This window comes from Sphingobacterium corticibacterium (assembly GCF_004208525.1).
In the GTDB taxonomy this organism is placed as follows: Bacteria; Bacteroidota; Bacteroidia; order Sphingobacteriales; family Sphingobacteriaceae; genus Sphingobacterium; species Sphingobacterium corticibacterium.
The window spans coordinates 731,706-754,273 of sequence record NZ_SGIT01000001.1 but is presented as its reverse complement, the minus strand read 5'-3'; the positions used below and the strand labels follow the sequence as shown (position 1 = coordinate 754,273).

20 protein-coding genes and 1 tRNA gene are annotated in these 22,568 nt (G+C 41.4%); 7 read left to right on the top strand and 14 right to left on the bottom strand.

Translation table 11 applies throughout. The annotated features are described in order from the left end of the window. Positions 1-31: 31 nt before the first annotated feature. A complete protein-coding gene (locus EWE74_RS03100) occupies positions 32-499 on the top strand; it encodes a universal stress protein (protein WP_130140061.1) in 468 nt (155 codons plus the stop codon). Here the strand turns inward: EWE74_RS03100 and EWE74_RS03095 are convergent. From EWE74_RS03095 to EWE74_RS03045, 10 genes are all read right to left on the bottom strand, one after another. After that, a complete protein-coding gene (locus EWE74_RS03095; RefSeq protein WP_130140060.1) occupies positions 477-1,670 on the bottom strand; it encodes an RsmB/NOP family class I SAM-dependent RNA methyltransferase in 1,194 nt (397 codons plus the stop codon). The two genes, EWE74_RS03100 and EWE74_RS03095, sit on opposite strands and share 23 nt — an antisense overlap. A 1-nt stretch (position 1,671) precedes the next feature. Beyond that, positions 1,672-2,955 (bottom strand): ABC transporter substrate-binding protein, encoded by a 1,284-nt coding sequence (locus EWE74_RS03090; protein ID WP_130140059.1) that lies wholly within the window; start codon positions 2,953-2,955, stop codon positions 1,672-1,674. Next, positions 2,912-4,462, bottom strand: coding sequence for a glutamine-hydrolyzing GMP synthase (guaA, locus tag EWE74_RS03085; RefSeq protein ID WP_130140058.1), 1,551 nt, complete (start codon positions 4,460-4,462; stop codon positions 2,912-2,914). Before guaA ends, EWE74_RS03090 begins: the two co-directional genes overlap by 44 nt. Positions 4,463-4,515: 53 nt before the next feature. Continuing rightward, positions 4,516-5,025 (bottom strand): hypothetical protein, encoded by a 510-nt coding sequence (locus EWE74_RS03080; RefSeq protein ID WP_130140057.1) that lies wholly within the window; start codon positions 5,023-5,025, stop codon positions 4,516-4,518. Between the two features lie 139 nt (positions 5,026-5,164). Further along, the gene (locus tag EWE74_RS03075; protein WP_130140056.1) at positions 5,165-6,274 is read right to left on the bottom strand and encodes an efflux RND transporter periplasmic adaptor subunit; all 1,110 of its coding nucleotides are present in this window, start codon (positions 6,272-6,274) and stop codon (positions 5,165-5,167) included. 77 nt (positions 6,275-6,351) lie between these two features. After that, a complete protein-coding gene (locus EWE74_RS03070) occupies positions 6,352-9,561 on the bottom strand; it encodes an efflux RND transporter permease subunit (protein ID WP_130140055.1) in 3,210 nt (1,069 codons plus the stop codon). Positions 9,562-9,571: 10 nt separating this feature from the next. After that, positions 9,572-10,942, bottom strand: coding sequence for a TolC family protein (locus tag EWE74_RS03065; RefSeq protein WP_239018538.1), 1,371 nt, complete (start codon positions 10,940-10,942; stop codon positions 9,572-9,574). A gap of 646 nt (positions 10,943-11,588) precedes the next feature. Next, the gene (locus tag EWE74_RS03055; protein ID WP_130140052.1) at positions 11,589-12,173 is read right to left on the bottom strand and encodes a pentapeptide repeat-containing protein; all 585 of its coding nucleotides are present in this window, start codon (positions 12,171-12,173) and stop codon (positions 11,589-11,591) included. A 24-nt stretch (positions 12,174-12,197) separates the two neighbouring features. Beyond that, positions 12,198-12,527, bottom strand: coding sequence for a DMT family transporter (locus EWE74_RS03050; protein WP_130140051.1), 330 nt, complete (start codon positions 12,525-12,527; stop codon positions 12,198-12,200). Positions 12,528-12,530: 3 nt separating this feature from the next. After that, positions 12,531-13,082 (bottom strand): TetR/AcrR family transcriptional regulator, encoded by a 552-nt coding sequence (locus tag EWE74_RS03045; RefSeq protein WP_130140050.1) that lies wholly within the window; start codon positions 13,080-13,082, stop codon positions 12,531-12,533. Between the two features lie 418 nt (positions 13,083-13,500). Here EWE74_RS03045 and EWE74_RS03040 point away from each other — a divergent pair, with 418 nt between their 5' ends. The 4 genes from EWE74_RS03040 to EWE74_RS03025 all read left to right on the top strand — a co-directional run bounded on the left by EWE74_RS03040 (position 13,501) and on the right by EWE74_RS03025 (position 19,696). Beyond that, a complete protein-coding gene (locus tag EWE74_RS03040) occupies positions 13,501-14,703 on the top strand; it encodes an efflux RND transporter periplasmic adaptor subunit (RefSeq protein WP_130140049.1) in 1,203 nt (400 codons plus the stop codon). A 22-nt stretch (positions 14,704-14,725) separates the two neighbouring features. Then, on the top strand, positions 14,726-17,872 hold the full coding sequence (locus EWE74_RS03035; RefSeq protein WP_130140048.1) for an efflux RND transporter permease subunit: 3,147 nt from the start codon (positions 14,726-14,728) through the stop codon (positions 17,870-17,872). A gap of 16 nt (positions 17,873-17,888) precedes the next feature. Beyond that, positions 17,889-19,316 carry an efflux transporter outer membrane subunit gene (locus tag EWE74_RS03030; RefSeq protein ID WP_130140047.1) on the top strand — a complete coding sequence of 476 codons (1,428 nt, stop codon included), beginning with the start codon at positions 17,889-17,891 and terminating at the stop codon, positions 19,314-19,316. Between the two features lie 92 nt (positions 19,317-19,408). Then, a complete protein-coding gene (locus EWE74_RS03025; protein ID WP_130140046.1) occupies positions 19,409-19,696 on the top strand; it encodes a hypothetical protein in 288 nt (95 codons plus the stop codon). A gap of 278 nt (positions 19,697-19,974) precedes the next feature. Here EWE74_RS03025 and EWE74_RS21270 read toward each other — a convergent pair whose 3' ends face one another. The 4 genes from EWE74_RS21270 to EWE74_RS03015 form a co-directional block, all read right to left on the bottom strand. Continuing rightward, positions 19,975-20,262 (bottom strand): site-specific integrase, encoded by a 288-nt coding sequence (locus EWE74_RS21270; protein ID WP_239018537.1) that lies wholly within the window; start codon positions 20,260-20,262, stop codon positions 19,975-19,977. 59 nt (positions 20,263-20,321) lie between these two features. Next, entirely contained in the window at positions 20,322-20,930 is a 609-nt protein-coding gene (locus EWE74_RS21265; protein WP_239018594.1) for a phage integrase SAM-like domain-containing protein, read from the bottom strand. Between the two features lie 23 nt (positions 20,931-20,953). After that, a complete protein-coding gene (locus EWE74_RS21260; protein ID WP_239018536.1) occupies positions 20,954-21,274 on the bottom strand; it encodes a hypothetical protein in 321 nt (106 codons plus the stop codon). Between the two features lie 189 nt (positions 21,275-21,463). After that, positions 21,464-21,537 (bottom strand) — tRNA-Ile (locus tag EWE74_RS03015). Positions 21,538-21,625: 88 nt separating this feature from the next. On the opposite strand from EWE74_RS03015, the gene EWE74_RS03010 reads away from it, so the two are divergent. Next, complete coding sequence (locus EWE74_RS03010) at positions 21,626-22,255, top strand: HAD family hydrolase (RefSeq protein ID WP_130140045.1); 630 nt, start codon at positions 21,626-21,628, stop codon at positions 22,253-22,255. A 95-nt stretch (positions 22,256-22,350) separates the two neighbouring features. Further along, positions 22,351-22,542, top strand: coding sequence for a 30S ribosomal protein S21 (gene rpsU / locus EWE74_RS03005; RefSeq protein ID WP_130140044.1), 192 nt, complete (start codon positions 22,351-22,353; stop codon positions 22,540-22,542). Positions 22,543-22,568: the final 26 nt, after the last annotated feature.

Below are 22,568 nucleotides of genomic sequence, written 5' to 3'. Positions count from 1 at the left end.
GAATATATCACTTTTTATATAGCCACAAAAGATGAGCAGTCATAGATTCAATCGCATACTTTTAGCCGTGGACGATACACCATGTACCGTTAAGGCAATTGATTACGCAAAAGACTTGGTTCGGGAGTTCCGTTCGTCGATTGCACTGGTTACTGTCGTCCCTCCGACATCGCCTGCCAACTACGGAGCAGATCCGCTATTAGGGCAACAACCCATTGTAGTACCAGAAGTTTCGGAGATACAGCAAGAATCCGCTCAACGTTTTTTGGAAAGTGTAGCCGTTCATTTTGAAGGGGCGCAGGAAGTCTTTCTATTTAACAAAGTAGGCCATGTTCGGGACGAAATTCTCAGTACCGCTACCGAATGGACAGCGGATCTTATCGTTATGGGATCTAATGGACGTACAGGTTTTGAACACTTTATCTCGGGTAGCGTATCCGAATCAGTTATACGAAAAGCAAATTGCCCGGTACTTGTTATTCCCGGTAAATGTGAGTAGGTTTTCGCAGTCGGACGGCAAACATGCTGTCCGATTTTCTATTATATCCTTTTATAATACCACCTTCTTCCACGACCAATGCATGTTTATCTTCCAGATACCGTACAAGCTGTTCATTTTCTGCTTCAAATACGGAACAGGTAATGTACACTAATATTCCTTGTGGTTTAAGATACCGAACGACAGTGTCCACGATTTGACGTTGAAGAGAAGCAAAAGTCTGTATCCGTTCTTCGTCAAACTGGCTGAGCATCTCGGGTGTACGTCCCCAGGTTCCAGAACCGGAGCAAGGTGCGTCAACCAATATGGCATCAAAAGTCTCCCCGTTCATCAAATGATCAATATCCTGCGTTAAATCCAGCACTTTCTTCCTATAATTCGTCTTTATCTTTGCTTTATCAAAACGCTCATCTAGATTGCGAAGTACACTTTGCCGTATGTCGGAGACTAGCAAGTCAATAAGTGGACAACGATCTAGTAATAAAAGTGATTTTCCGCCCGAAGCGGCACACGCATCCCACCATTTTTCTCCCGGAGTTAAAGAAAGACCTTCGAGACTTTGCTGGGAGGATAAATCCTGCACTTCATATAAACCCTCTATCTTCTTTATATTTTGCAGTTTACTCCCATTTTCTAAACGGTAAGCATTTCCAAAAACAGGTGCAAAGGCAACTCCATGTTCGACAAGCTCCCGTTCTACAACCACTTTATTATTATTCGGCACACGAATGAATAAATCGGGCTGTATCAAGTGACTTAATACAAATTGTTCGGTATCTATGGTGGGGGACAAACGAGACGCGAAGGGAAAAAGGCGGTTCCTCACATCATATCCCTGCGTATCTAAAAAAAATATCTTTTCCGCTATAGAGGCGCTAATATTGGCAATCCAATCCGGTTTGTAGCATTCTACAACAGCACTCTGCGTTTCACATAAAAATTCAGCGATAACAAGGCGGTCAACCGTGGGTAAATCTTGTAGAGAACATCCTAGCCGGAATATATTATAACATAAGCGAGAGATCATCCGTCTATCGGATGATCCCATCTGTTTATTTTCTTTAAAAAATTTGGTAAGAAACCGGGCAAAGGGTTCCGTATTATTATAAGCATCCAAGGCGCGCTGAAAATTTCGCAATTGCTGCTCAACTCTACGTGGATTAGCTTCCATATTATTTCAATTGAAACGAAGAGCCTTGATAATTCTTAAACGAAACAGCATTATTTACAAACCCCCATCCCTCGTTATAATCAAACGTATACGTGCTAAATAAACCCTCGAATTTCTCTTTTGTGATATGTGCTGGATAATCGTCTCCATATTTCGCCAGTAAATTTCCGAAATATCGTGCGGCGTCATATCCTTTATAAGAATAATCCGAAGGATTAACACCATACAATGAATAGTATTGATCTTTAAACTCTTTGGCCGCCCTTGTCCATGCTTTCATATGGCTCTCTGTGGTAATAACAGGTTGGAAATCACCAAAACGCTCATATATACTAAAGTCAATACGGTCCCATAACGGATGGCCGTATACACGAAAGGTGTAAAATTCCTCTGAAGATTTTATTTCCAAATTGCTCACGAAAGACCGCAATTGGAATCTGTCCGTTGTACCCGCTACAACCAAATTCGTACCGGTTAAACTAATCTGTTCATTTAATTGAGGGATAGAGGATACGGATCTTACCTGAACGGAGGAATTCGCACTTTTCAACTCGGATAGAAAACCACTCAAAAACTGCTTTCCATCATTATCTGATGTATTATAAATAATAACGACATCACCCGTTTTATAATCATGTGCTACGCGTTTAGCCATAGCTTTTGTGTGTACATCAATAGATGGTGTTAACGACACCAAATTAGGCAGATTAAAGTCTCGTGCTTTTGTAGCGGCCAAGGGGTTTACTTGCAACACCTTTTTATTTGACCGATGTGTACCAAAAGTCGTAATCTCTTTCGGGAATACCGGTCCCACAATCAGCGCAGCATTGGTAACATCCTCTGACCTTGCAATAGATTGGTTATGTAGTTCGTTATCGCGCGAATCAACTACATTCAGTGAAAAAGATCTTCCTTTCTGCGCCAATTCGTCTAGCCCCAATTGAAAACCTTGGTAAAAATCTAGTGCAATAGCCGAGCGATTAACATCTTCCTTTGATAATGTATGTGGAGCGATCTTATCCAATTGAAAAGGTAGAACTAGTGTGACACTATTTCTTGCTGCTTCTGCTCTACGAGCATCCTCTGCTGTTTCCTCCTTGTCGGTAATTTCCGGTTTCTCTTCTTTTGGAAGAGTTCCCCCTACATTCCCTCCACTATGATCTGGAGACTTTAATACCCTGGTTTTAGGGGAACAAGCTCCCAGAAAAAAAAAGACACCTAAGATTAATACGAAAAATAGTCTATTCCCACTCGATCGTAGCTGGTGGTTTTGAACTGATATCATAGACAACTCTATTAATTCCTTTAACATGATTGATGATTTCGTTTGAAATTTTTGCTAACAAATCGTATGGCAAGTGAATCCAATCGGCTGTCATACCGTCTAATGAACCCACTGCGCGTAACGCGACCACGTGTTCATATGTACGCTCATCCCCCATCACTCCTACAGATTGGACTGGTAGAAAGATCGTTCCTGCCTGCCATACTTTATCATACCATCCCGCGTCTTTTAGGTTACGGATATAGATGTCATCAGCTTCCTGCAAAATCCGTACCTTTTCTTCCGTAATATCGCCCAGCACCCGAATAGCAAGTCCCGGGCCGGGGAAAGGATGTCGTCCTAAAATATTAGCATCCACTTCCAATGTTTTCCCTACACGGCGTACCTCGTCTTTAAACAAAGCTTTTAATGGCTCTACCACCTTCAATTTCATAAAATCCGGTAAACCACCGACATTATGGTGCGATTTAATAGTTGCCGATGGACCTTTCACAGAAATAGATTCAATGACGTCGGGATAGATTGTCCCCTGTCCTAGCCATTTTGCTTCCACGCCTTCCGGTAATTCATGTTGAATATCCTTGGACGCTTGATCGAACACATCAATAAAAGACGCACCTATTATTTTTCGTTTTTGCTCGGGTTCTGAAACACCCGCTAAACGGCCAAAAAATAATTCTTTCGCATTGATTCCTTTTATATTTAGCCCCATATTTTTGTATGAATCTAACACTTGTTCGTATTCATTTTTACGAAGTAAGCCATGATCCACAAAAATACAATGAAGATTCTTTCCAATAGCTTGGTGTAATAATACGGCTGCTACGGTAGAGTCTACGCCTCCCGACAACGCCATGATCACATGATCGTCACCCAGTTGTGCTTTTAATTCGGCTACCGTTGTTTCCACAAAGGTATCTGGCGTCCAGTCTTGTGAACAACCGCATATATCAACCACAAAATTCTTTAACAATACTTGTCCGTCGGTACTATGTGTCACCTCCGGGTGAAACTGGATACCATACGTACGTGTACCTTCTATTTCGTACGCCGCCACCCGTACTTTGTCCGTACTGGCAATAATCTTAAAATTGGAAGGAATTTCTTTAATGGTGTCGCCATGGGACATCCATACTTGTGATTGCACCGGTACACCTTTCAATAAGACGCTTTCCTGATTCACAAATTGCAGGTTCGCACGACCGTACTCCCTAATTTCGGATGGTAATACCTCTCCGCCCGACTGCTGTGCTAGATACTGCGCGCCATAGCATACAGCTAATAACGGAAAACGATTTTGGATATCGGCATAATCAATTTGGGGGGCATCCTCCTGTCTAACAGAATACGGACTACCAGAAAAGATAACGCCTTTCACCTCATCATCAAATACCGGTAAGTTATTATAAGGATGAATTTCACAGTAAACGTTAAGCTCTCGAACACGGCGTGCTATAAGCTGTGTATATTGTGAGCCAAAATCGAGAATGATAATTTTTTCGGACATGGCGCAAAGTTACATATTCGCCTTGTATTTTTAACGATTTTAATTGATTTCCTTTAACGGCCTAGTAATGCTAATTCTGCCTCAGAATACATCTTCGCTCCTTTTAAATAAGTATAAATGAGTTCTTTGGTTTTCTGATCTTTTAGTTTATACAAATTATTTACTAAAAAATCTTTATCTTCCTCTATATTACCTTTATATCCCAAAAAAGACGGGATATAATATTGAATACACAAGCGAATATACCGTAATTCTATATCACTTGGATTACGCGCTATTTCCTCTTCGAGCATTTTTTTTCCATTTTTGAAATAACCCATTTTCTTAAAGGGATTCCCTATATGGTTTGCCATAAACATATGGTATGCGGCCTCATAACCTCGCTCTACTGGACAGTCTGCATATTCCTCTAACGCATTCAGATGCTTTTTACATGTAGCTTCATCCTTATGTCCAATTTTAAAATCCTTTCTAATTTCCGGAAGAGAAAGTTTTTGTCCGAATAACGCCGTCGTCGTTATTAGCATCTGAAACAGCATCACATAAAAGCATCTTCTCACCATAAGCCTTATACGTTGGTTATATAGTATATCTTTACAAAAAATAAGCCAATCTTGCTTTCGATTGGCTTAACAAGTTACCATATAAAATAATAAGCTACAATAGCTTTGATAAAATTATAATCCTAAAATTTGATTTTCGCTAAAGCTCGGCTTTGCCCACTTTAATCTCTTCCGACGGTTTAACAATAATCTTGTCTTCGGGAGAAAGGTTACCAAATACCTCTATCAGCGTATCTATACGTATACCCTCGTCTACAGCAATCCGTTTCACTTCTTCATTATTTAACGTCAAGACATACGTTCCCGATTGCGTGTTTAAAACGCTCTTGCTGTTAACCCAATGCGATGGCTTTTTACGTTTTAGTTTTAATTTGACCTGTGCATAATCTCCTCCTTGCAATTCGCCCGAGGGATTGCTCACATCAAACTCTAAAGTAAGGGAACGGTCCTGTTGATCGAGCAAACCCGATGAACGGGAAAGTTTGGCATTAAACATTTTTCCGGGCTGTGAGCTAACCGTAAACGTGGCCGGCATACTTTGCTGAACAGATGATGCGTGTTTTTCGGGCAGGGATAAAGTCAGACGGAGCTTATTGCCCTGTGCGATTATATATAAAGGCACGTTGCTTCCTGTTCCTGCCAATGCTCCGACCGAAACATTTCGCTGCGTAATCACACCATCAAAAGGGGCTGTGATACGCAGGTACTGCTGCAGCTGTGAGGAATGTGCCGTACCTGCTTTGGAGGCATCGTAAGCCGATTTAGCACTTTCCATGGCACTTTTTGCCCTATCCAATTCAATATCCGCTACTGCACCCGTAGTTTTGGAAGCATCCACCAACCTATCATAAGCCTGCCTTGCATAGCGATAATCGTTATAAACTTTTTGCTCAGATGATTTACTCGAAAGGTATTGCTGTTCCATTTCAGGAGCTTCCAATACGGCTAAAAGCTGTCCTTTGTGAACGTGGTCACCTCTGTCCACGTACAACTGCTGGACAAATCCGCTAACCTTTGCATATACCGCTACCTGTTCATAGGGTTTCAGTTCTGCCGGCACCGATATTTCATATTCGGGATTGATCAATTGTACAGGAGCCGTCGGATAACTAACTGCTTTCACTTCCACATTCTGTGGTCGTTCTTTTTTCTCTGGTTTTTGAGAACAAGCGGAAAGAACCAATATCAACGAGGTTGTCATAGCCAATAGTGCTACTGATTTTTTATTTATGGAAATACTGTGGTACATTTTATGTATGGTTTTAAATTTTATTATATCGTTTGTTTTTTCTGAAAGTATTTGTTTTCAATGCACAGAAAGGACCGTTAATGTTTTTCATCATCCGTAATACGACTATTAAGCGAGTTTTTTTCTGATTGTTCTGTATAATATCTACTTTCATCATCATCAGGGTCTAAGGACGGGCTGATAATGGAAGTTCTCGACATCAAAGAAGAAAAGAAATGCGGAACCAATAACAGAATGGACACTGTGGAAGCTATAAGTCCGCCGATAACCGCCCTACCCAATGGCGCAACTTGCTCAGCTCCGTCCCCTAAACCCATTGCCATCGGCAACATTCCCGCAAACATCGCTGTCGCGGTCATCAAAACGGGTCTTAATCGTGACGAAGCAGCAAGTCTTGCCGAATTAGCGGGTTTCAATGCCATTTTTTTCCGATAAAATTCGGCTTGATTGACCAATAGCACGGCATTTGATACCGATACGCCAAGCGACATAATAATCCCCATATAGGATTGCAAGTTGAGCGTACTGCCTGTAAGGTAGAGCAGGATTAGACTTCCCGCAATTACGGCGGGTAATACTGAAAGGATGACCAACGGCACTTTAAACGATTGGTAATAAGCTGAAAGCATTAGGAAAATAACAATAATGGCTACGCCCAAACCTGCCATAAGACTATCCAAGGTATCTTCCAATAACTGTAATGTTCCCGCTGTCCAAACCGTCGTGCCGCGGGGTGGTTCTCCTGCATCTGCAATTGCCTGTTTGACGACTGTAGAAGCACTTCCTAAATCCTTTCCGTACACATTGGCTACAACGGTAACGTATCGATTTGGGCCTTTACGGTTTACCTGTGCAGGAGAAGTAACCTTACGAATGGTTGCCACATCTTCCAATACCGGACGAAGACTTCCTTTCTTTAATGGAATTGACCGAAGTTTTTCCTCCGATTGCATCGTAGCCTCCGGTATCTGTACCTGCGTTTGGAATACCAATCCTGAATTGGGGTCAATCCAAAGGTTTTTATCCGTATATCGTGTAGATGAAGTAGCTGTTACAAGGCTTCGGGTTACGTCCTGCATGGTCAGTCCGAACTGTCCGGCAAGATCACGATTTACGTCAATTTCCAATGTAGGATAAGCAATCGCTTCCGCTATGCGGACATCACGCAGGTAAGGTACTTTCTTCAAATTTTCCGCAATCTTAGATGCGTGTGCAAAAGCACCGTTTATTTGTCTTGCACCGACTTTGACCTCAATCGGGGTCATTGCACCCTGTCCCATAATCTTCTCGGTCAATTCCATTGGCTCAAAGTTGAAAGCGACATCGGGATGTTTTTCTTGTAATTTTACCCTTATTTCTTCTTTCAAATCTTCTATGGAACCCGTATACACTTTCTGATTGACAGAAACCTGCAAAACCGCCTCGTGTGAAGCACTCGTAAACAGGAATATCGGATTGATGGGCGTTCCTGCCGAATGCGTTCCCACGAATGCAGAGGTCAGTTTGATACCGTTTTCGGGAATAACCCCACGGATTTCATCGGTAATTTCACTGACGATTTTCTCGGTCTTTTCGAGCCTACTCCCCTGCGGAGCTTGTATGCGTAACTGAAAGTCTCCGTTATTGGAAACCGGCATGACATCTGTTCCGACGACGTTCAACAGCAATGCGGCAATCCCTCCTGCAACTAATAGATATAATGCAAAAAGAGGCAAGGCTTTGGTTGACCATTTACGCATACGGTAAGCATAGTTTACGCGAAATTTTTCAAAGAAAGCCCGTTTTCTCGGCGTATTGGTTTCGTTGCTGTGCTTGTTCTTCATCAACCAATTTGCCAAAATCGGCACAAAGGTCTGCGAAGCCAAAAAGGAAGCTATCATAGCAAAAGCCACAGCCATAGACAAAGGCATAAACATATCCTTTGGAATACCCGTCATAATAAAGGCAGGGGTCAGTACGGCAAGAATACAGATCAAAATCAGCAATTTAGGGATAGATATTTCGAGCAAAGCGTCCAAAATGGCTCGCTGTTTGGGCTTGCCCATTTCAAAATGCTGGTGTATGTTCTCTATCGTTACGGTGGCTTCATCGACGAGAATACCAATTGACAAGGCAAGACCGCTCAAGGTCATAATGTTTATGGTCTGCCCGAAAAGGTGCAAAACGGAAACAGCTGACAAAATCGCAATCGGAATGGTCAATACAACGATGATTGCCCCACGGTTATCGCCCAAAAAGAGTAAAATAACCACACCAGTAAATACTGCACCCAAAATTCCTTCGTGGATAAGCGTGGAAAGTGCCCTTTCGATGTAGGTCGATTGGTCAAATTCATAATGGACATCCACGTCTTCGGGCAGTTGGTTTTTCAGCATGGGAATAGAAGACTTTAAGTTTTCTACGGCGTCCAATGTGGAGGCATCCGCCTTTTTGATAATCGGCAGGTACACCGATCTTTTGCCGTTAACAACTGCATAACCTACGGTCTGGTCTGCTGCGTCCAATACACTTGCGACATCACGGACATATATAGTCCTATTATCGTTTGTTTTTACAGGTGTATTCAGAAATTCTTCGGGGTTCTTGGCAATGGAGTTAATCGGAGCCATTAAGTTTTTATCGCCGATGCGAATATTTCCCGCAGGCGACGGCAGGCTGTTCTTGGTAATAGCGGCTGTAATTTCTTCAGGACTTAACCCGTTTGCCTGCATGGCTTCGGGGTTTATATTGACCACGATTGTCCGGACGTTCCCTCCGAATGGAGCTGGAGAAGTAATGCCAGGGATTTCGGTAAACATCGGCCGTATTCGCGTGATGGCAAGTGTCTGTAATTCATTGACCGAACGCTGTTCACTCTCAAAAACCAGCTGTCCTACGGGAAGTGAGCTACCGTCAAAGCGGACGACCATAGGCGGAACCGCTCCAGCTGGCAGAAACCCCATTGCCCGGTTGGTAAAGGTGGCTACCTCTCCAGCAGCCTGCGCCATATCGGTTCCAGGGTAAAAGCTCAGTTTCATCAGGGTCATTCCCTGTACGCTTTTGAAATCGATGTTTTCTACACCACTGACGAATAAAAGTACCTTTTGGAACTCGTTCGCCATAAACCCATCCATATAGGCAGGGGACAATCCCCCGTAGGGCATAGCGATGTATATCGTAGGTAATTCCACTTCGGGGAATATATCTACGTTGATTTTTTTTACGGTGTTATAGGAAAAGAAAGCAATCGACAGTACGACAACCATAATCGCAATCGGTTTCCTTAACGCAAATTTTATGATGTTCATATACGATTAATTAAAGATTGTTAAACAAAAAATCGAAATTGGCAGTCAGCTCTGCCTCATAAGCCAGGAGAACCCAATAATCCCGTGATGCCGCGATATGGGTGTTTTCAGCCTGCTCCAACAAGGCTCTTATCTGCAAAAGCTCGCTCAATGCAATAAGACCGCTTTTGTATCTTGCGAGGTACATTTCGTAAGCATCCTGCGACTGCTGTACGGCAAGCCTTGTTTTTTGGAGCTGTTCGTATTGCTGTACGATTTTTGTCTTTGATGCGGACAGATCCGCTTGCATGGTCTGCTCGTACTGCGTTTGGAGCAGTTTGATACTTTCCGCTTCTTTAAAAAGCTGTTCGCCTTTCATACGGTTGGTATGCAGGCTTGTGATATTCCACGTAATGCCGATACCTGCCAAAAAATTATTGGTGGTGTTGCTAAAGCCGTCTTTCCAAGCACCCGATACCGTTCCGTTCGGGCTGATACCTGTTCCACGGTGTGCATAACCTCCCAAAATACTGACAGACGGTAATGAGGCTCTTTTTTGTGCCTGACCGCTCAATGTATAATATTTAGATTGCTTGTCCAATGTATTCAATATAGGGTGCGAAGGATTTATAGCGTTTTCGCTGTTTAAATTCATTGCTGACGGGTTGCTGAACCGTTCGACAGAAGTTGTATAATCAATTGTCTCGTCGCCGTAGAGTTCCAATAGTTTGATAAAGGAAGCATTTTTGAAACCGCTCCATTTATCGTATTCGCCCATTGCCTGAACGTACGATGATGAAGCAAGCAAGCTGTCCGCCACAGGTCGTAATCCTGATGCGGACAACCCCGAAGTTATTTTGCGAATATCGTTCAGGCGTTCGGCATTTTTCTCCGTCCAATTCAGTTTAGCATTATTATATAAAAAGACAATGTACCGTTCGGACAACATCTTTTTCAGATTGAGCAAATACGCGTCTTTTTCGTTTAGCGATTTATCGTACAAAGCTCCGGCAGCCTCTTTCTGCTTGTGGAGCTTTCCGAAAGAAAAAACCTCCCATTCGGCAATTGCGGAGCCAAAGGTACTGGCGGCTATGGAACTACCATCCAATCCTGCGGTCGAACCGCTCACGTTAAAGAAACCTGCCTGCGGAAAAAAGCCTCCCGAACTTCCCTCATAAGTTCCGTAGGTATTCTGTACCTGTGCTTTTATCTGCGGTAGCATATTGCTTTTTACTGCCCGTTCATGGAGTTTAGCGGCATCAACGGAAGCCGTTTTCGCATTAATACCCACATAGTTTTCCTCTACTTTGAGCCATAGGCTGCCCAAAGCATGTTCTTGTTGTTGCTGTGCATATAGTGGAAATGTCGCAACAACGGCACCCCACACTATTGTGGTTGCCATAATATGTTTAATCATATTACTGTACAGTTTTTGGAAAGGTCGTATAAAGGCGACCTAAGATTATTTGAAAATGAAACTGAACCCGACGCAGTCGGGAGAGCTCTCATCGGCCATTGAAAAATCAATTATTTCGATGAAAACAATAGAAGTCTTACCTACCAAACTTTGTGATTGATAAGGAAAAAGGATTAGTGGGAAAAATGAATGATAAGTTTCCGGTATTCCAAGAAGATTGGAATAGAACTGCGAATTTTTGAGCTACCGCTATAAACAGGATGTTTATTTTCTTTGCTTACAGTACGAAAACTAAATAAAAACAGAAAAGAAGCCGTAAAAAGAACTACAGGTAGTAAATCATTAGCGTCGAAAACACGCTTTTGAATGATTTGCGTATCCGATGCCGCAACTACGGTACATCTATCAACAGAGTTTACAGGTAAGTTATGATTTGCTTTTGGTAAACCCTGTTGTGTTTTTGTAGGAATGCCAACGAATGTTTTGACACTCGCTTTAACGGCACAAGATGAGAATAGTACCAAAAACAACGTAGCGAATACGAAAAGGTATCGCTGAAAGTAATTTGTAATACTTGGTGTAATGTTGCTCATCAGAATGCTAAATTAGCTTTATTTACGGAAGTGAACAATTAATTCCTGTAATAAATATCAAGATTGTATTTATACAATAAGCCTGCGATATTTAGTGACGAAAATTTTGCTTTCCTCATTCTGTTTCCGTCAGGGTCTATTGCGAAGTTGACAGCTGTTCTAAAATCTGCTTTTTCAAGATTGGTGTTAGAAAATTTTGCAGAAGTAAGATCACAATCCAAAAATTCCGAAGCTGTTAGGTCAGCTTCCGTAAATTCTACATCTTTTAAAGTACAGTTTTTAAATATTGTTTTTTTTAGCTTTGTTCCAAAAAAATTACTGTAATCTAAATGGCAGTCTGTAAATGAAAGAGAGAAAGCGAACTTACTGCATCTTGTGAAATCTACGCCGAGCATTTTACAGCCAAAGAACACAGCGTTACGAAATCCTGTTCCGTCGATGTCGGCCATTGAAAAATTACATTGTTTAAATGTACAATCTTCAAAGTCATTCTCTTTCAGATCACTTTTGTTGAAATCACAACTTACAAATTCACATTGTACGAATTCTCTGTTTCTTAATTTTTTTTCTGAATAATCAACACCTGAAAATGTTTTGTTGGTGTGAACGACTGTTTCTTCCATTTATTTTTTTAGTTTCAACTGATATTAGTGACTTAAACTTTTCGAGAAAAAATTCATTACAAATACGCCTGATACGATAAGTACAATCCCTATGATGGCAGGTATATCTAACTTTTGCTTGAATACCAACACTGAAATTGTCGCTGTTAGGACAATTCCCAATCCGCCCCAAATAGCATAAGCAACTCCCAATGGAATGTACCTTAAAGCTTGTGCCAAAAAATAGAAACAAATCATATAAGCTATGGCAACAATGGTAGTAGGGAGCCATTTAGAAAATCCATCTGACGCTTTTATAAAAGATGAACCGACAACTTCAAAAATTATAGCTAATGCTAAATGCAAATATTTCATTACTTATAGCGTTTTGACATAGCTCATAATCCGTTTTTTATCTTTTTCAGAATAGGTATGTGAATTCATATTTTCGCCATACCAAATACCATCTGCAATTAGATAAATAGCTAAACTTTTGGTGCTCATTTCACCTTCGGGAGGAATAATATATTTATTGTACCATTTGTTCCATTCTGTTCTGTATTTGGGATTTACCAAAATGGCCTGTAGAACTATTCGCATTGTTTTTTTATATCTTTCATCTTTTCTTTCGTTCAACACAAAATCCAAATATGCCGTTGCCCCTTCCTTATCAGGATGCTCTTTCTTATATTGCTCTATCCAGTTTGTCAGTTCCGCTAAACTTTCACTCATCAGCTCGTCCAAAAGCTCTTCCTTATTCCTGAAATGATGAATGATTCCCCCCTTACTTAATCCAATACGATCAGCAATAGCTTGAAAAGTAACTTGGCTCCAGTCGGTTTCAGAGCCAATATCTGTAGCAGCATCTATAATTGATTGCCTGTTCAATTCCGGTTCTTTCTTTCTTGTATATTGATTGCTCTCTCTCATAAACAAATATTTTTTTTCAAAGATACCGAACGATTGGTTTGTTTTAAAAAAATTCTACATTTGTATGTCGTTTAGACAAATTATGGCACTTCCGAACAAGGATAATATGGATAATAACTTAGTTGTTGTAAGCAGTAAACGGGATATTGATGTACGATTTAAGACATTAAGATTACCTGTTATAAGTATTATTCACAGCTATTCTCTTTCCTTTTCGAACAGTCCTTTTCTACCTAAACTTTTCGGATGCACATCATGAATTTAACCCCCAGATTGCCACAGGTCGCCCCATTGGTCGCCTTCTGGTTCGTACTTTATTAAAATAGTCACGCCAAACCAAATGTCATTAGTCGGTACAGTTCCTGTATCCGGCCTTTTCAACTTGTATTGTTTTCTAATAAATATATATATCATAATCATGTCAAAATCAATTCGTTCAATTTTATTAAACGATCCTGTCAATCCTGTTAAACCACTTAAAAACAAACTTTTTCAGATAGGATCGCCGGGCTTGCTCTTGTCTATATTTTTAATGACAGGTTGCGGGCAGAATAATCAGGAAGCTGGATGGAATCAGGGAGCTCCCGAACTTCCATTCGCTGTGGTGCAACAGCAAAACGTTGCCGTTGAAAAAGAATATTCCGCAAGTATAGAAGGTATTGCTAATGTGGAGATCCGTCCTCAGGTATCCGGCTATCTAAGTAAAATCTATGTAGATGAGGGTGAGTACGTCAAAGCAGGTCAGCCTTTGTTCAAGTTAGATGACGGTGTCTATCAGGAACAGCTACGGACTGCGCAGGCGGCTCTTACCACTGCTAAAGCGAGCCTTTTAACTGCAAAAATCAATTTGGACAGAAAAAAGGAATTGGTCAGCAGTAAAGTTGTTACCGATATTCAGATACAAGAAGCGCAAGCAACATATGATGGAGCGCAGGGAGCTGTTGCACAAGCCGAATCGGCAATAGAATCGGCACGGATTAACGTTAATTTCAGCACTATTAAAGCACCGGTAAGCGGATATATCGGAAGATTGAATTACCGTCCGGGAAGTTTGCTTTCTCCTACAAACGTAGAATCGATCACGGTACTTTCGGATATACAGGAAGTGTATGTCTATTTCAGTATGAGCGAAAATGATTTCGTGGATTTCCAGCAAAGATATGACGGCAAACTGAATAATGCACCTGCCGTTGACCTTTTGATTTCAAACGGGAGTAAATATGAGCTACAGGGAAAAATAGATGCAATTGATGGTCAATTCAGCAGAACCACAGGTTCCATTACGATGCGGGCAAAATTCAGCAATCCGAAATTGTTGCTCAGAAGCGGTAATACAGGAAGAATTGTACTGGGGCAAAACCATGACAATGCTATACTGTTCCCGATTTCTTCCACAATGAGTATTCAGGACAGGATATTTGCTTATTCCGTTGATCAAGAAAGCAAGGTAGTCCAACTTCCCATTCAGGTTTCAGGAAAATCAGGACAAAATTTCATCGTAACGGACGGGATCAAACCCGGCGATAAATACATTGTTTCAGGCTTTGAAAGGTTACAGTCTGGCGATGCAGTGGTAGAACAAAAATCAGTTCCTGAAGAACATAAAAATTCCCATAACTAATTAAATACATTTCAGAGAGATTATGCTAAAAAGTATTATAAAAAAACCCGTATTGGCGACAGTTATTTCTGTGCTATTGGTAATATTGGGGATCGTAGGGATGGTCAGCCTTCCTATTACCAAGTTCCCTGACATTGCCCCGCCTACGGTAATGGTCATCGCAACCTATCCTGGAGCCAATGCCGAAGCAATCTCCCGTTCCGTAGCACCTCCATTGGAGAATGCAATCAACGGTGTGGAAAATATGGATTATATCAGTTCAGTTGCCAGTAATGACGGAACATTACAGATTACCGTTATTTTCAAATTGGGAACTGACCCCGATCAAGCGGCTATCAATGTACAGAACCGTGTGGCACAGGTCACGAATCAATTGCCTGTAGAAGTCGTACAGACCGGTATTACTACGATAAAAAGACAGAACAGCCAAATAGCGATTATAAGTTTGACCAGTGAAGACGGTTCGTTGGACGATCTTTTTATAGAAAACTATGCCAAGATCAATATCCTGCCCGAGCTGAAAAGAATCAAGGGTGTGGGTGATGCAATGGCCTGGGGCAACAAGGATTATTCTATGCGTGTGTGGTTAGACCCCGCCAAACTGAATGCTTATAATCTAACGCCATTTGAGGTTTCCAATGCTATCCAATCCCAAAACCTCGAAGCTGCACCCGGTCGTTTCGGTGAGCGCACGGATGAAGCGATGGAGTATGTCATGCGATACAAAGGTAAATTTACAGAACCCGAACAGTATAAAAATATTATAGTACGGGCTTTAAACGATGGTTCCGTATTACGGCTGAAAGATCTGGCAACCGTAGAATTTGCGGCATATAATTATGCCATATCTTCCAAATCGGATAAGAAACAGTCCGTTTCTATGGCTGTTTTCCAGATGGCCGGTTCCAATGCCAACGAGGTGCAGATAGAGGTGATGGAAAAAATGAAAGAGCTGTCCAGATCATTTCCGGATAAAATGATCTATCAGATACCTTTTGCTACCAAAGATTCGCTTGACCGATCCATCGATCAGGTTATAATTACTTTGATTGAGGCTTTTATTCTGGTATTTTTAGTGGTATTTATCTTCCTTCAGGATTTCCGTTCTACGTTGATACCTGCCATTGCAGTGCCGGTTTCCATTGTAGGTACCTTTTTCTTTATGAACCTCTTTGGCTTTTCGATAAATATACTCACTTTGTTTGCTCTCGTGCTGGCGATCGGTATAGTCGTGGATGATGCGATTGTGGTGGTCGAAGCCGTACACGCCAAGATGGAGAAGAAAAAACTCAATGCAAGGGCTGCTACAGTCTCTGCCATGAGTGAAATATCGGGAGCGATTGTTTCCATTACACTGGTGATGTCTGCCGTGTTTATTCCGGTGTCCTTTATGGAGGGTTCGACCGGGCTGTTCTATCAGCAATTTGCCCTAACCTTGGCAATAGCGATTGTCATTTCCGCTATTAATGCCTTGACATTAAGCCCTGCATTGTGCGCGTTGTTTTTAAAGCAACATCATACGGAAGATGGTGAACAAAAAAAGCTCGGTTTTAAAGATCGTTTCTTTGCAGGTTTCAATGCCTCATTCAATAAAATGACCAACAGATACGGAAAATCAATCCTATTCCTTATCAAGAGAAAATGGGTGGCATTTTCTATCATGGCAGTATTTGGTGGATTGTTTGCGTGGATGTCGATGGTAACGCCAACAGGATTTATTCCTGATGAAGATCAGAATTTTATTATTGCAACGGTAAATCTTCCTCCGGGAGCTTCTATTGACCGTACCGCAGATGTTGTCAATAAAGCGGAAGATGTTCTTGTCCACCATCCGGCGACCGACAATGTGATGTCCGTAACGGGATTGGGTCTATTCAGCGGTGCCAATGCCTCTAATGCAGCGACCTTCTTTGTGAAGCTGAAAAAACCTAAAGAACGCGGGGATATACATAACATAGATCAAGTAATCGGACAATTGACGGGCATCTTATCGCAGGACAAGAGGGCAAACTTCCTTGTTGTAAACACGCCTACGGTGGATGGTTTTGGTAACACCAGTGGTATAGAACTGGTCTTGCAGGACAGGACCAATGGTGAGCTGCACAACCTTGGGAATGCTTCCTATGCCATGATGGGAGCTTTGATGCAAAGACCGGAAATTATGGTGGCCTATACCACTTTTGATGTTTCCTATCCGCAATATGAAGTGGTCGTGGATGAATCTAAAGCTGCCCAATTGGGTGTAACTGTTGCTGAAGTTATGGGTGTCATGCAGGGATATTACGGTAGTATCCAATCTTCAGATTTTAACCGCTTTGGTAAATATTACAGAGTATTGGTACAAGCAACTCCCGAAACACGTAAGGACGAAGCCTCATTGAACGGTGTTTTTGTAAAAAATAGCAGTGGAGAAATGGTACCTATAAACACGTTGGTTACGTTAAAAAGAACAACGGGCGCCGAAGTCGTAGACAGATTCAATCTTTTCAAATCTTCCAACCTAACGGTGATCCCCGGCTGGGGATATAGTACGGGACAGGCTATGACGGCTATCGAAGAAGTGGGCAAGCAGGTATTGCCTCCGGGATATACCTATGACTATAAAGGAATGAGCCGCGAGGAAAGTAAGTCAGGTGCGCAATCGACCTTGATTTTTGCCCTGTGTCTCATCTTTGTTTACTTCCTGCTTGCAGCACAATACGAAAGTTATGTACTGCCCTTATCGGTGCTGTTAGCTATTCCGATAGGTCTAAGCGGGGTATTTATCGGAATCACCTTTGCCGGTATATCCAACAATATCTATGTACAGATTGCGTTGGTGATGCTGATCGGTCTGTTGGCGAAGAACGGTATCCTGATCGTGGAATTTGCCATTCAACGCAGACGGGCAGGTAAAAGCCTGCTTGCATCTGCCATTGAAGGTGCCAAAGCCCGTCTGCGCCCTATCCTGATGACTTCACTGGCATTTATCACGGGATTGATCCCTTTGCTGTTCGTTGTCGGTCCGTCAGCAATGGGTAACCACTCTATTGGCTGGGCTGCTATTTCAGGGATGCTTTTCGGAACCATTTTAGGACTGTTTATCACACCTGTTCTGTTTGTGGTCTTCCAATATTTCCACGAGAAAATCAGTGGTAAAACCGTAACAGACGCAGATTGGGAATATTAATTATAAAATGTAAAAAATGAATTTAGTGAAAAACAGAACATATAAATGGGTCGGCACCTTGCTTTTATCGGGATTTTTGTCATCCTGTGCGGTTCAGGAATACCAGCAGCCGGAACTTAACCTGCCCGAAATATTCAGAACGGATACAGGACAGACCGACACGCTAAGTATTGCCAAGATAAGCTACAGGGATTTCTTTAAAGACCCTGTACTCATTTCCCTTATTGATAAGGCAATGCAGCAGAACAATGATCTAAAAGTAGCCTTAAAGCAGATCGAATCTGCTTCGCTTGGCTACAGACAAGCAAAGTGGGGATATGCTCCAAAGATTGACGCAACGGTAGTAAGTGCCAATATCAATAGCCCTTCTGGTAACAGTATGAACGGAGAATCTTTGAGTTATTTTCTCGGACAAAGTTACCTGACAGATTACACCACGTCTATAAACCTCTCTTGGGAAGCGGATATCTGGGGCAAGATCAAGGGAGCAAAAGAAGAAGCGCTGGCTGACTTCTTGCAGACACAGGAAGCAGCCAAAGCGATTCAAACTAGATTGGTATCGGAAATCGTGCAAGGTTATTATAACCTGCTGATGCTTGACAAGCAATTGGAAGTGACACAGCAAAACCTCGCTTTTGCTGACAATACACTGATTATCCTGCAAAAGCAGTACGAATTGGGCGTGATCAATTCCCTTGCCGTGGAGCAACAGGGAATAGCAAAAGAGCAGATACTGAAAAGCATTCCGCAGTTGGAGTCATCTATCAGTCTTCAAGAAAATGCGTTGAGTATTCTTACAGGTTCATTCCCAGAAAAGATCAAAAGACAGGCCAGTTTGGACAATGTGGTTACTCCCGAAAGCATTTCAACCGGAATACCAGCAGAAATGTTGAGTTACCGACCAGATGTAAAAAGCAGTGAATTGACTTTACGAAAGAGTTTTGCCAGCATCCACGTTGCCAAAGTTAGTATGTATCCTGCATTGAACATTACGGCACAGGGTGGTCTTAATGCGCTGAAAGCATCCAATTGGTTTAATGTACCCGGTTCTTTGTTTGGTTTGGCGACAGGAACGATTGCCCAGCCCATATTACAGGGGAAGCAATTGAAAACAAGATATGAACAGGCCAAGATCGCATCTGAACAGGGTGAGATCAACTTCAAGCAATCCGTGCTGAATGCCTACGGTGAAGTTTCGGATGCGCTGGTGCAGATTGAAAAGCTGCAAGAGCAGGAAGTTGTTGCTATCGGATTGGTAGAAAAAGCTGAAAACGTCGTAAACAACTCCCTAAAATTATATCAATATGGGGAGGCAACCTATCTGGAAGTGATCGTTGCCCAATCAAGCAAATTGCAGGCTGATCTGGAGCTTGCCTCTTTGAAAACGCTACGTTTAAATGCCATTACAGCACTTTACCGAGCTGTCGGCGGTGGCTGGCAGTAGTTGCTAATTATAGTTGAAATGAATGGCCGGTTTTATCGAAACAGATAATAGCCGGTCATTCTGATTGAGAAATTTCGTAATGCAATAATCCTATGAGAAATCAACAGCAGACAGCACCTTTTATAATAGTGAATAAAAAAATTGAACCCGCTTCCATTGAAAATAAATTTCTACGGGAGTATTCCAGATTCATCCTGATAGATGAAGATTTAGAGCAGATGAATGAATTGGCATTGTACCTTGAAGAACACGGCAAAACCGTGTACATCATTAGAGAAATATACGAACTGGAAAAGATTTTTGAAAAGGAGGGTATCAGTTTGTCTGACAAAGCGATAAAAGGTTCTTTGGTCAATAAATCAATTTTTCACGTCGTATAATAACATAAGCCAAACTTTGATCTGTGTACTATGGATATTTTATCACCTCCTACGTGGCTTAGTTGTAGTCCATATAAATATAAACCATATACCAAAAGCTACAGCAAATCCTATCCACGGGGTTCTCATAGATAAGGCTGCAAAAAAGCCTATCGTTGCAATGATGCAGGTAATAAAAAACCAAACTACATTTTTCATCGATACTCAAATTTACGTATTTAAAATACTTAAGATGAATTACATGAGAAAATTATTCCCATGTAATTCATTCTCTTTTATTAGGCAGCGTTTTTTTCTGTTTCGCTTTCCATTTGTACCTTCTTGATCACCTTAATTTCGAATTTTATAAGCTGTGCAATGACCTTCCGTTGAACGTCATCCACAATCTTCCAGTCTTTGGCGATATAGATGTCCGTAGGACGATTGCCTTCGTCAACGTGATTGAGTGCAAGAGTTACGTCGTCTTTGCTCATGCGACAATTATTCCTTGCCGTGTTCGCAAATGTGTGTCTCGCCCAATACAAAGTTAGTTCGGGTATGCCAGTCAACTTGCGTAATTGCTCCATGCCTTTACATAACGCCCAATTAAGGGCATTGGCACTTGAATAGCGTTCACGCAATTTCCCTAAATATTTTTCCAATAAAGGCTTACTTCATCAACAATCTTAATACTGATAAAGGCATTATCCTTACGTTTGTCTTGTGTCTTGGAACGGTTATAGTCTAAACGTCCGTTTCTAACGTCACGTTCTGTTATTTGGTACAGGTCTACGGCATTTATGCCACAAAGGTAGAACGAAAGCATATAAAGTTCCTTTGCTAATTCCGCACGGCTTCCGGGGATGGTTACACAATCCCGAATAGTCAATACTTGTTCAAGTGTATTGTTCCTTTTCTTGGTGAGGGGTGAGGAACCAACCTTGTATTTCTTGAATGGATAATGTTTGATGCGGTATATTCCAAGGTCTTCATTGTTATAATGATCCCTCGCGGCGTTGAACAAGGTACGTAGGTCTCGCATCTTGTTGTGCAGGCCGCTGTCAGACAAACCTTTTTCTTTTGTTGTCACTTCATTTCCCAATTGATTTATACGTGTCATCGTCCTTTCTGACCGCATGTAACGTTCATAGGCAATCAGCATATTGGAGTTGATCTCCTTGATGGATACGGCCGAGCGGTTGAAATAATCGACCAAACTGTTGCGGATTTTCCGGTGGTTGTTTGCGGTTCCGATTCGATCTTCTTTTCTTAGACGTTCTATATGCTGATCAAAAACTTGATAAAATCGACATCTTCATCTTTGTCTCGCAGGTAATCGCGTAGAGATTCAGCGGTAAAATAATCCAGCCGATCGTCGAGTTCGCTGATCATCTTTCGATAGTCCCTTAGCTGTTGCTCGACCTTGTCCGCGATAAACGGGTCTTTGACTTTGTAATCCTTGGTCAGTTGCTTCTTGACAACGTAATGGTTTGTGTCAAGATACTTTCTTTGGTCCTTGTGATGGATACAGATTTTCACATTGTACGTTCCATCGGCTTTCTTGTGGTGCTCAAACACCTTGTCGCTAACGGTTGCCATAATTCATTAGAATTAGCACGCAAAAATTTCCGTAACGTATTTGTAACGGTTTTACGTGAAGTTCAACAAAAAATTATGCAAATCACGCCGTTTCGGGGTATCCGATGCAACGTAGGACAAATGTCCCTAAAGTGCCCTAAGAAACGAAAAAAGTCGCTTTCCTTTGCAGAAAAACGACTTTTCGATTTGTGCGCCCACCTGGGCTCGAACCAGGGACCAAAAGATTATGAGTCTTCTACTCTAACCGACTGAGCTATAGGCGCAGTTTTTTAACCTATCAAAAAGAACGCACTGTCATTCCGTTTTGACGATGCAATTATCGATATTTGCACGGAGAAAACAAAATTTTCCATGCAAAAAATTAAAAATATTATACTCGATTACGGCAATGTTATTTTTATGATTGACTTTGTTCGCGTGCGAGAAGCCTTTATATCCTTGGGTATCAAAAATGTAAATGATTTTTTTGGACATCGGGCACAAGATCCCCTATTTGACTCTTTTGATCGAGGAGAAATTAGTGCCGCTGAATTTAGGAATGGGATTCGAGAGCGAGCAAACTGCCCAGACCTGACCGATAAACAAATTAATGACGCTTGGAATGCTTTATTAATCGGAGTGCCAGAAGGCAAACATGAAATATTGGAGTACCTGCAAACAAAATATCGCCTATTTTTGCTGAGTAATAACAACGAAATTCACTATGCATATTGCATGCAACATATTCAGGAAAAATATGGTGTTCCGGACAACTCGGTATTCTTTGAGAAAACATATTATTCACATGTAATAGGTTTACGCAAACCCAATCGGGATATTTTTGACCATTTAGTGATTGATACAGGCATTCAACAACAAGAAACTTTGTTTATTGACGATAGTCCACAACATTTGGAAACAGCGGAAAAATTAGGATTTCAAACCGCATTGTGTAGTCAGGAAGAGCCTTTGGAAGAAATTGTAAAAAAATTGGGATTATGAAACATTTCTTAGACAATCCCTTTCTATATCTAAATTATTTCTCTATCTTTGCACACACAAAAAATTAAAAGGGCACGAAAGGAGGTATTTAAAGCATGATTATCGTAAATGTAAAAGAAGGAGAATCTTTAGACAGAGCGTTGAAACGTTTCAAAAAGAAATTTGAAAAAACTGGTGTATTACGTGAACTTCGTTCTCGTCAAGCATACGAGAAAAAATCAGTAACTCGTCGTACCCAGATTAAGAAAGCAATCTATAAACAACATTTAAACCAAGAGAACGTTTAATATTGTTTGATACGATAAAAAATAAA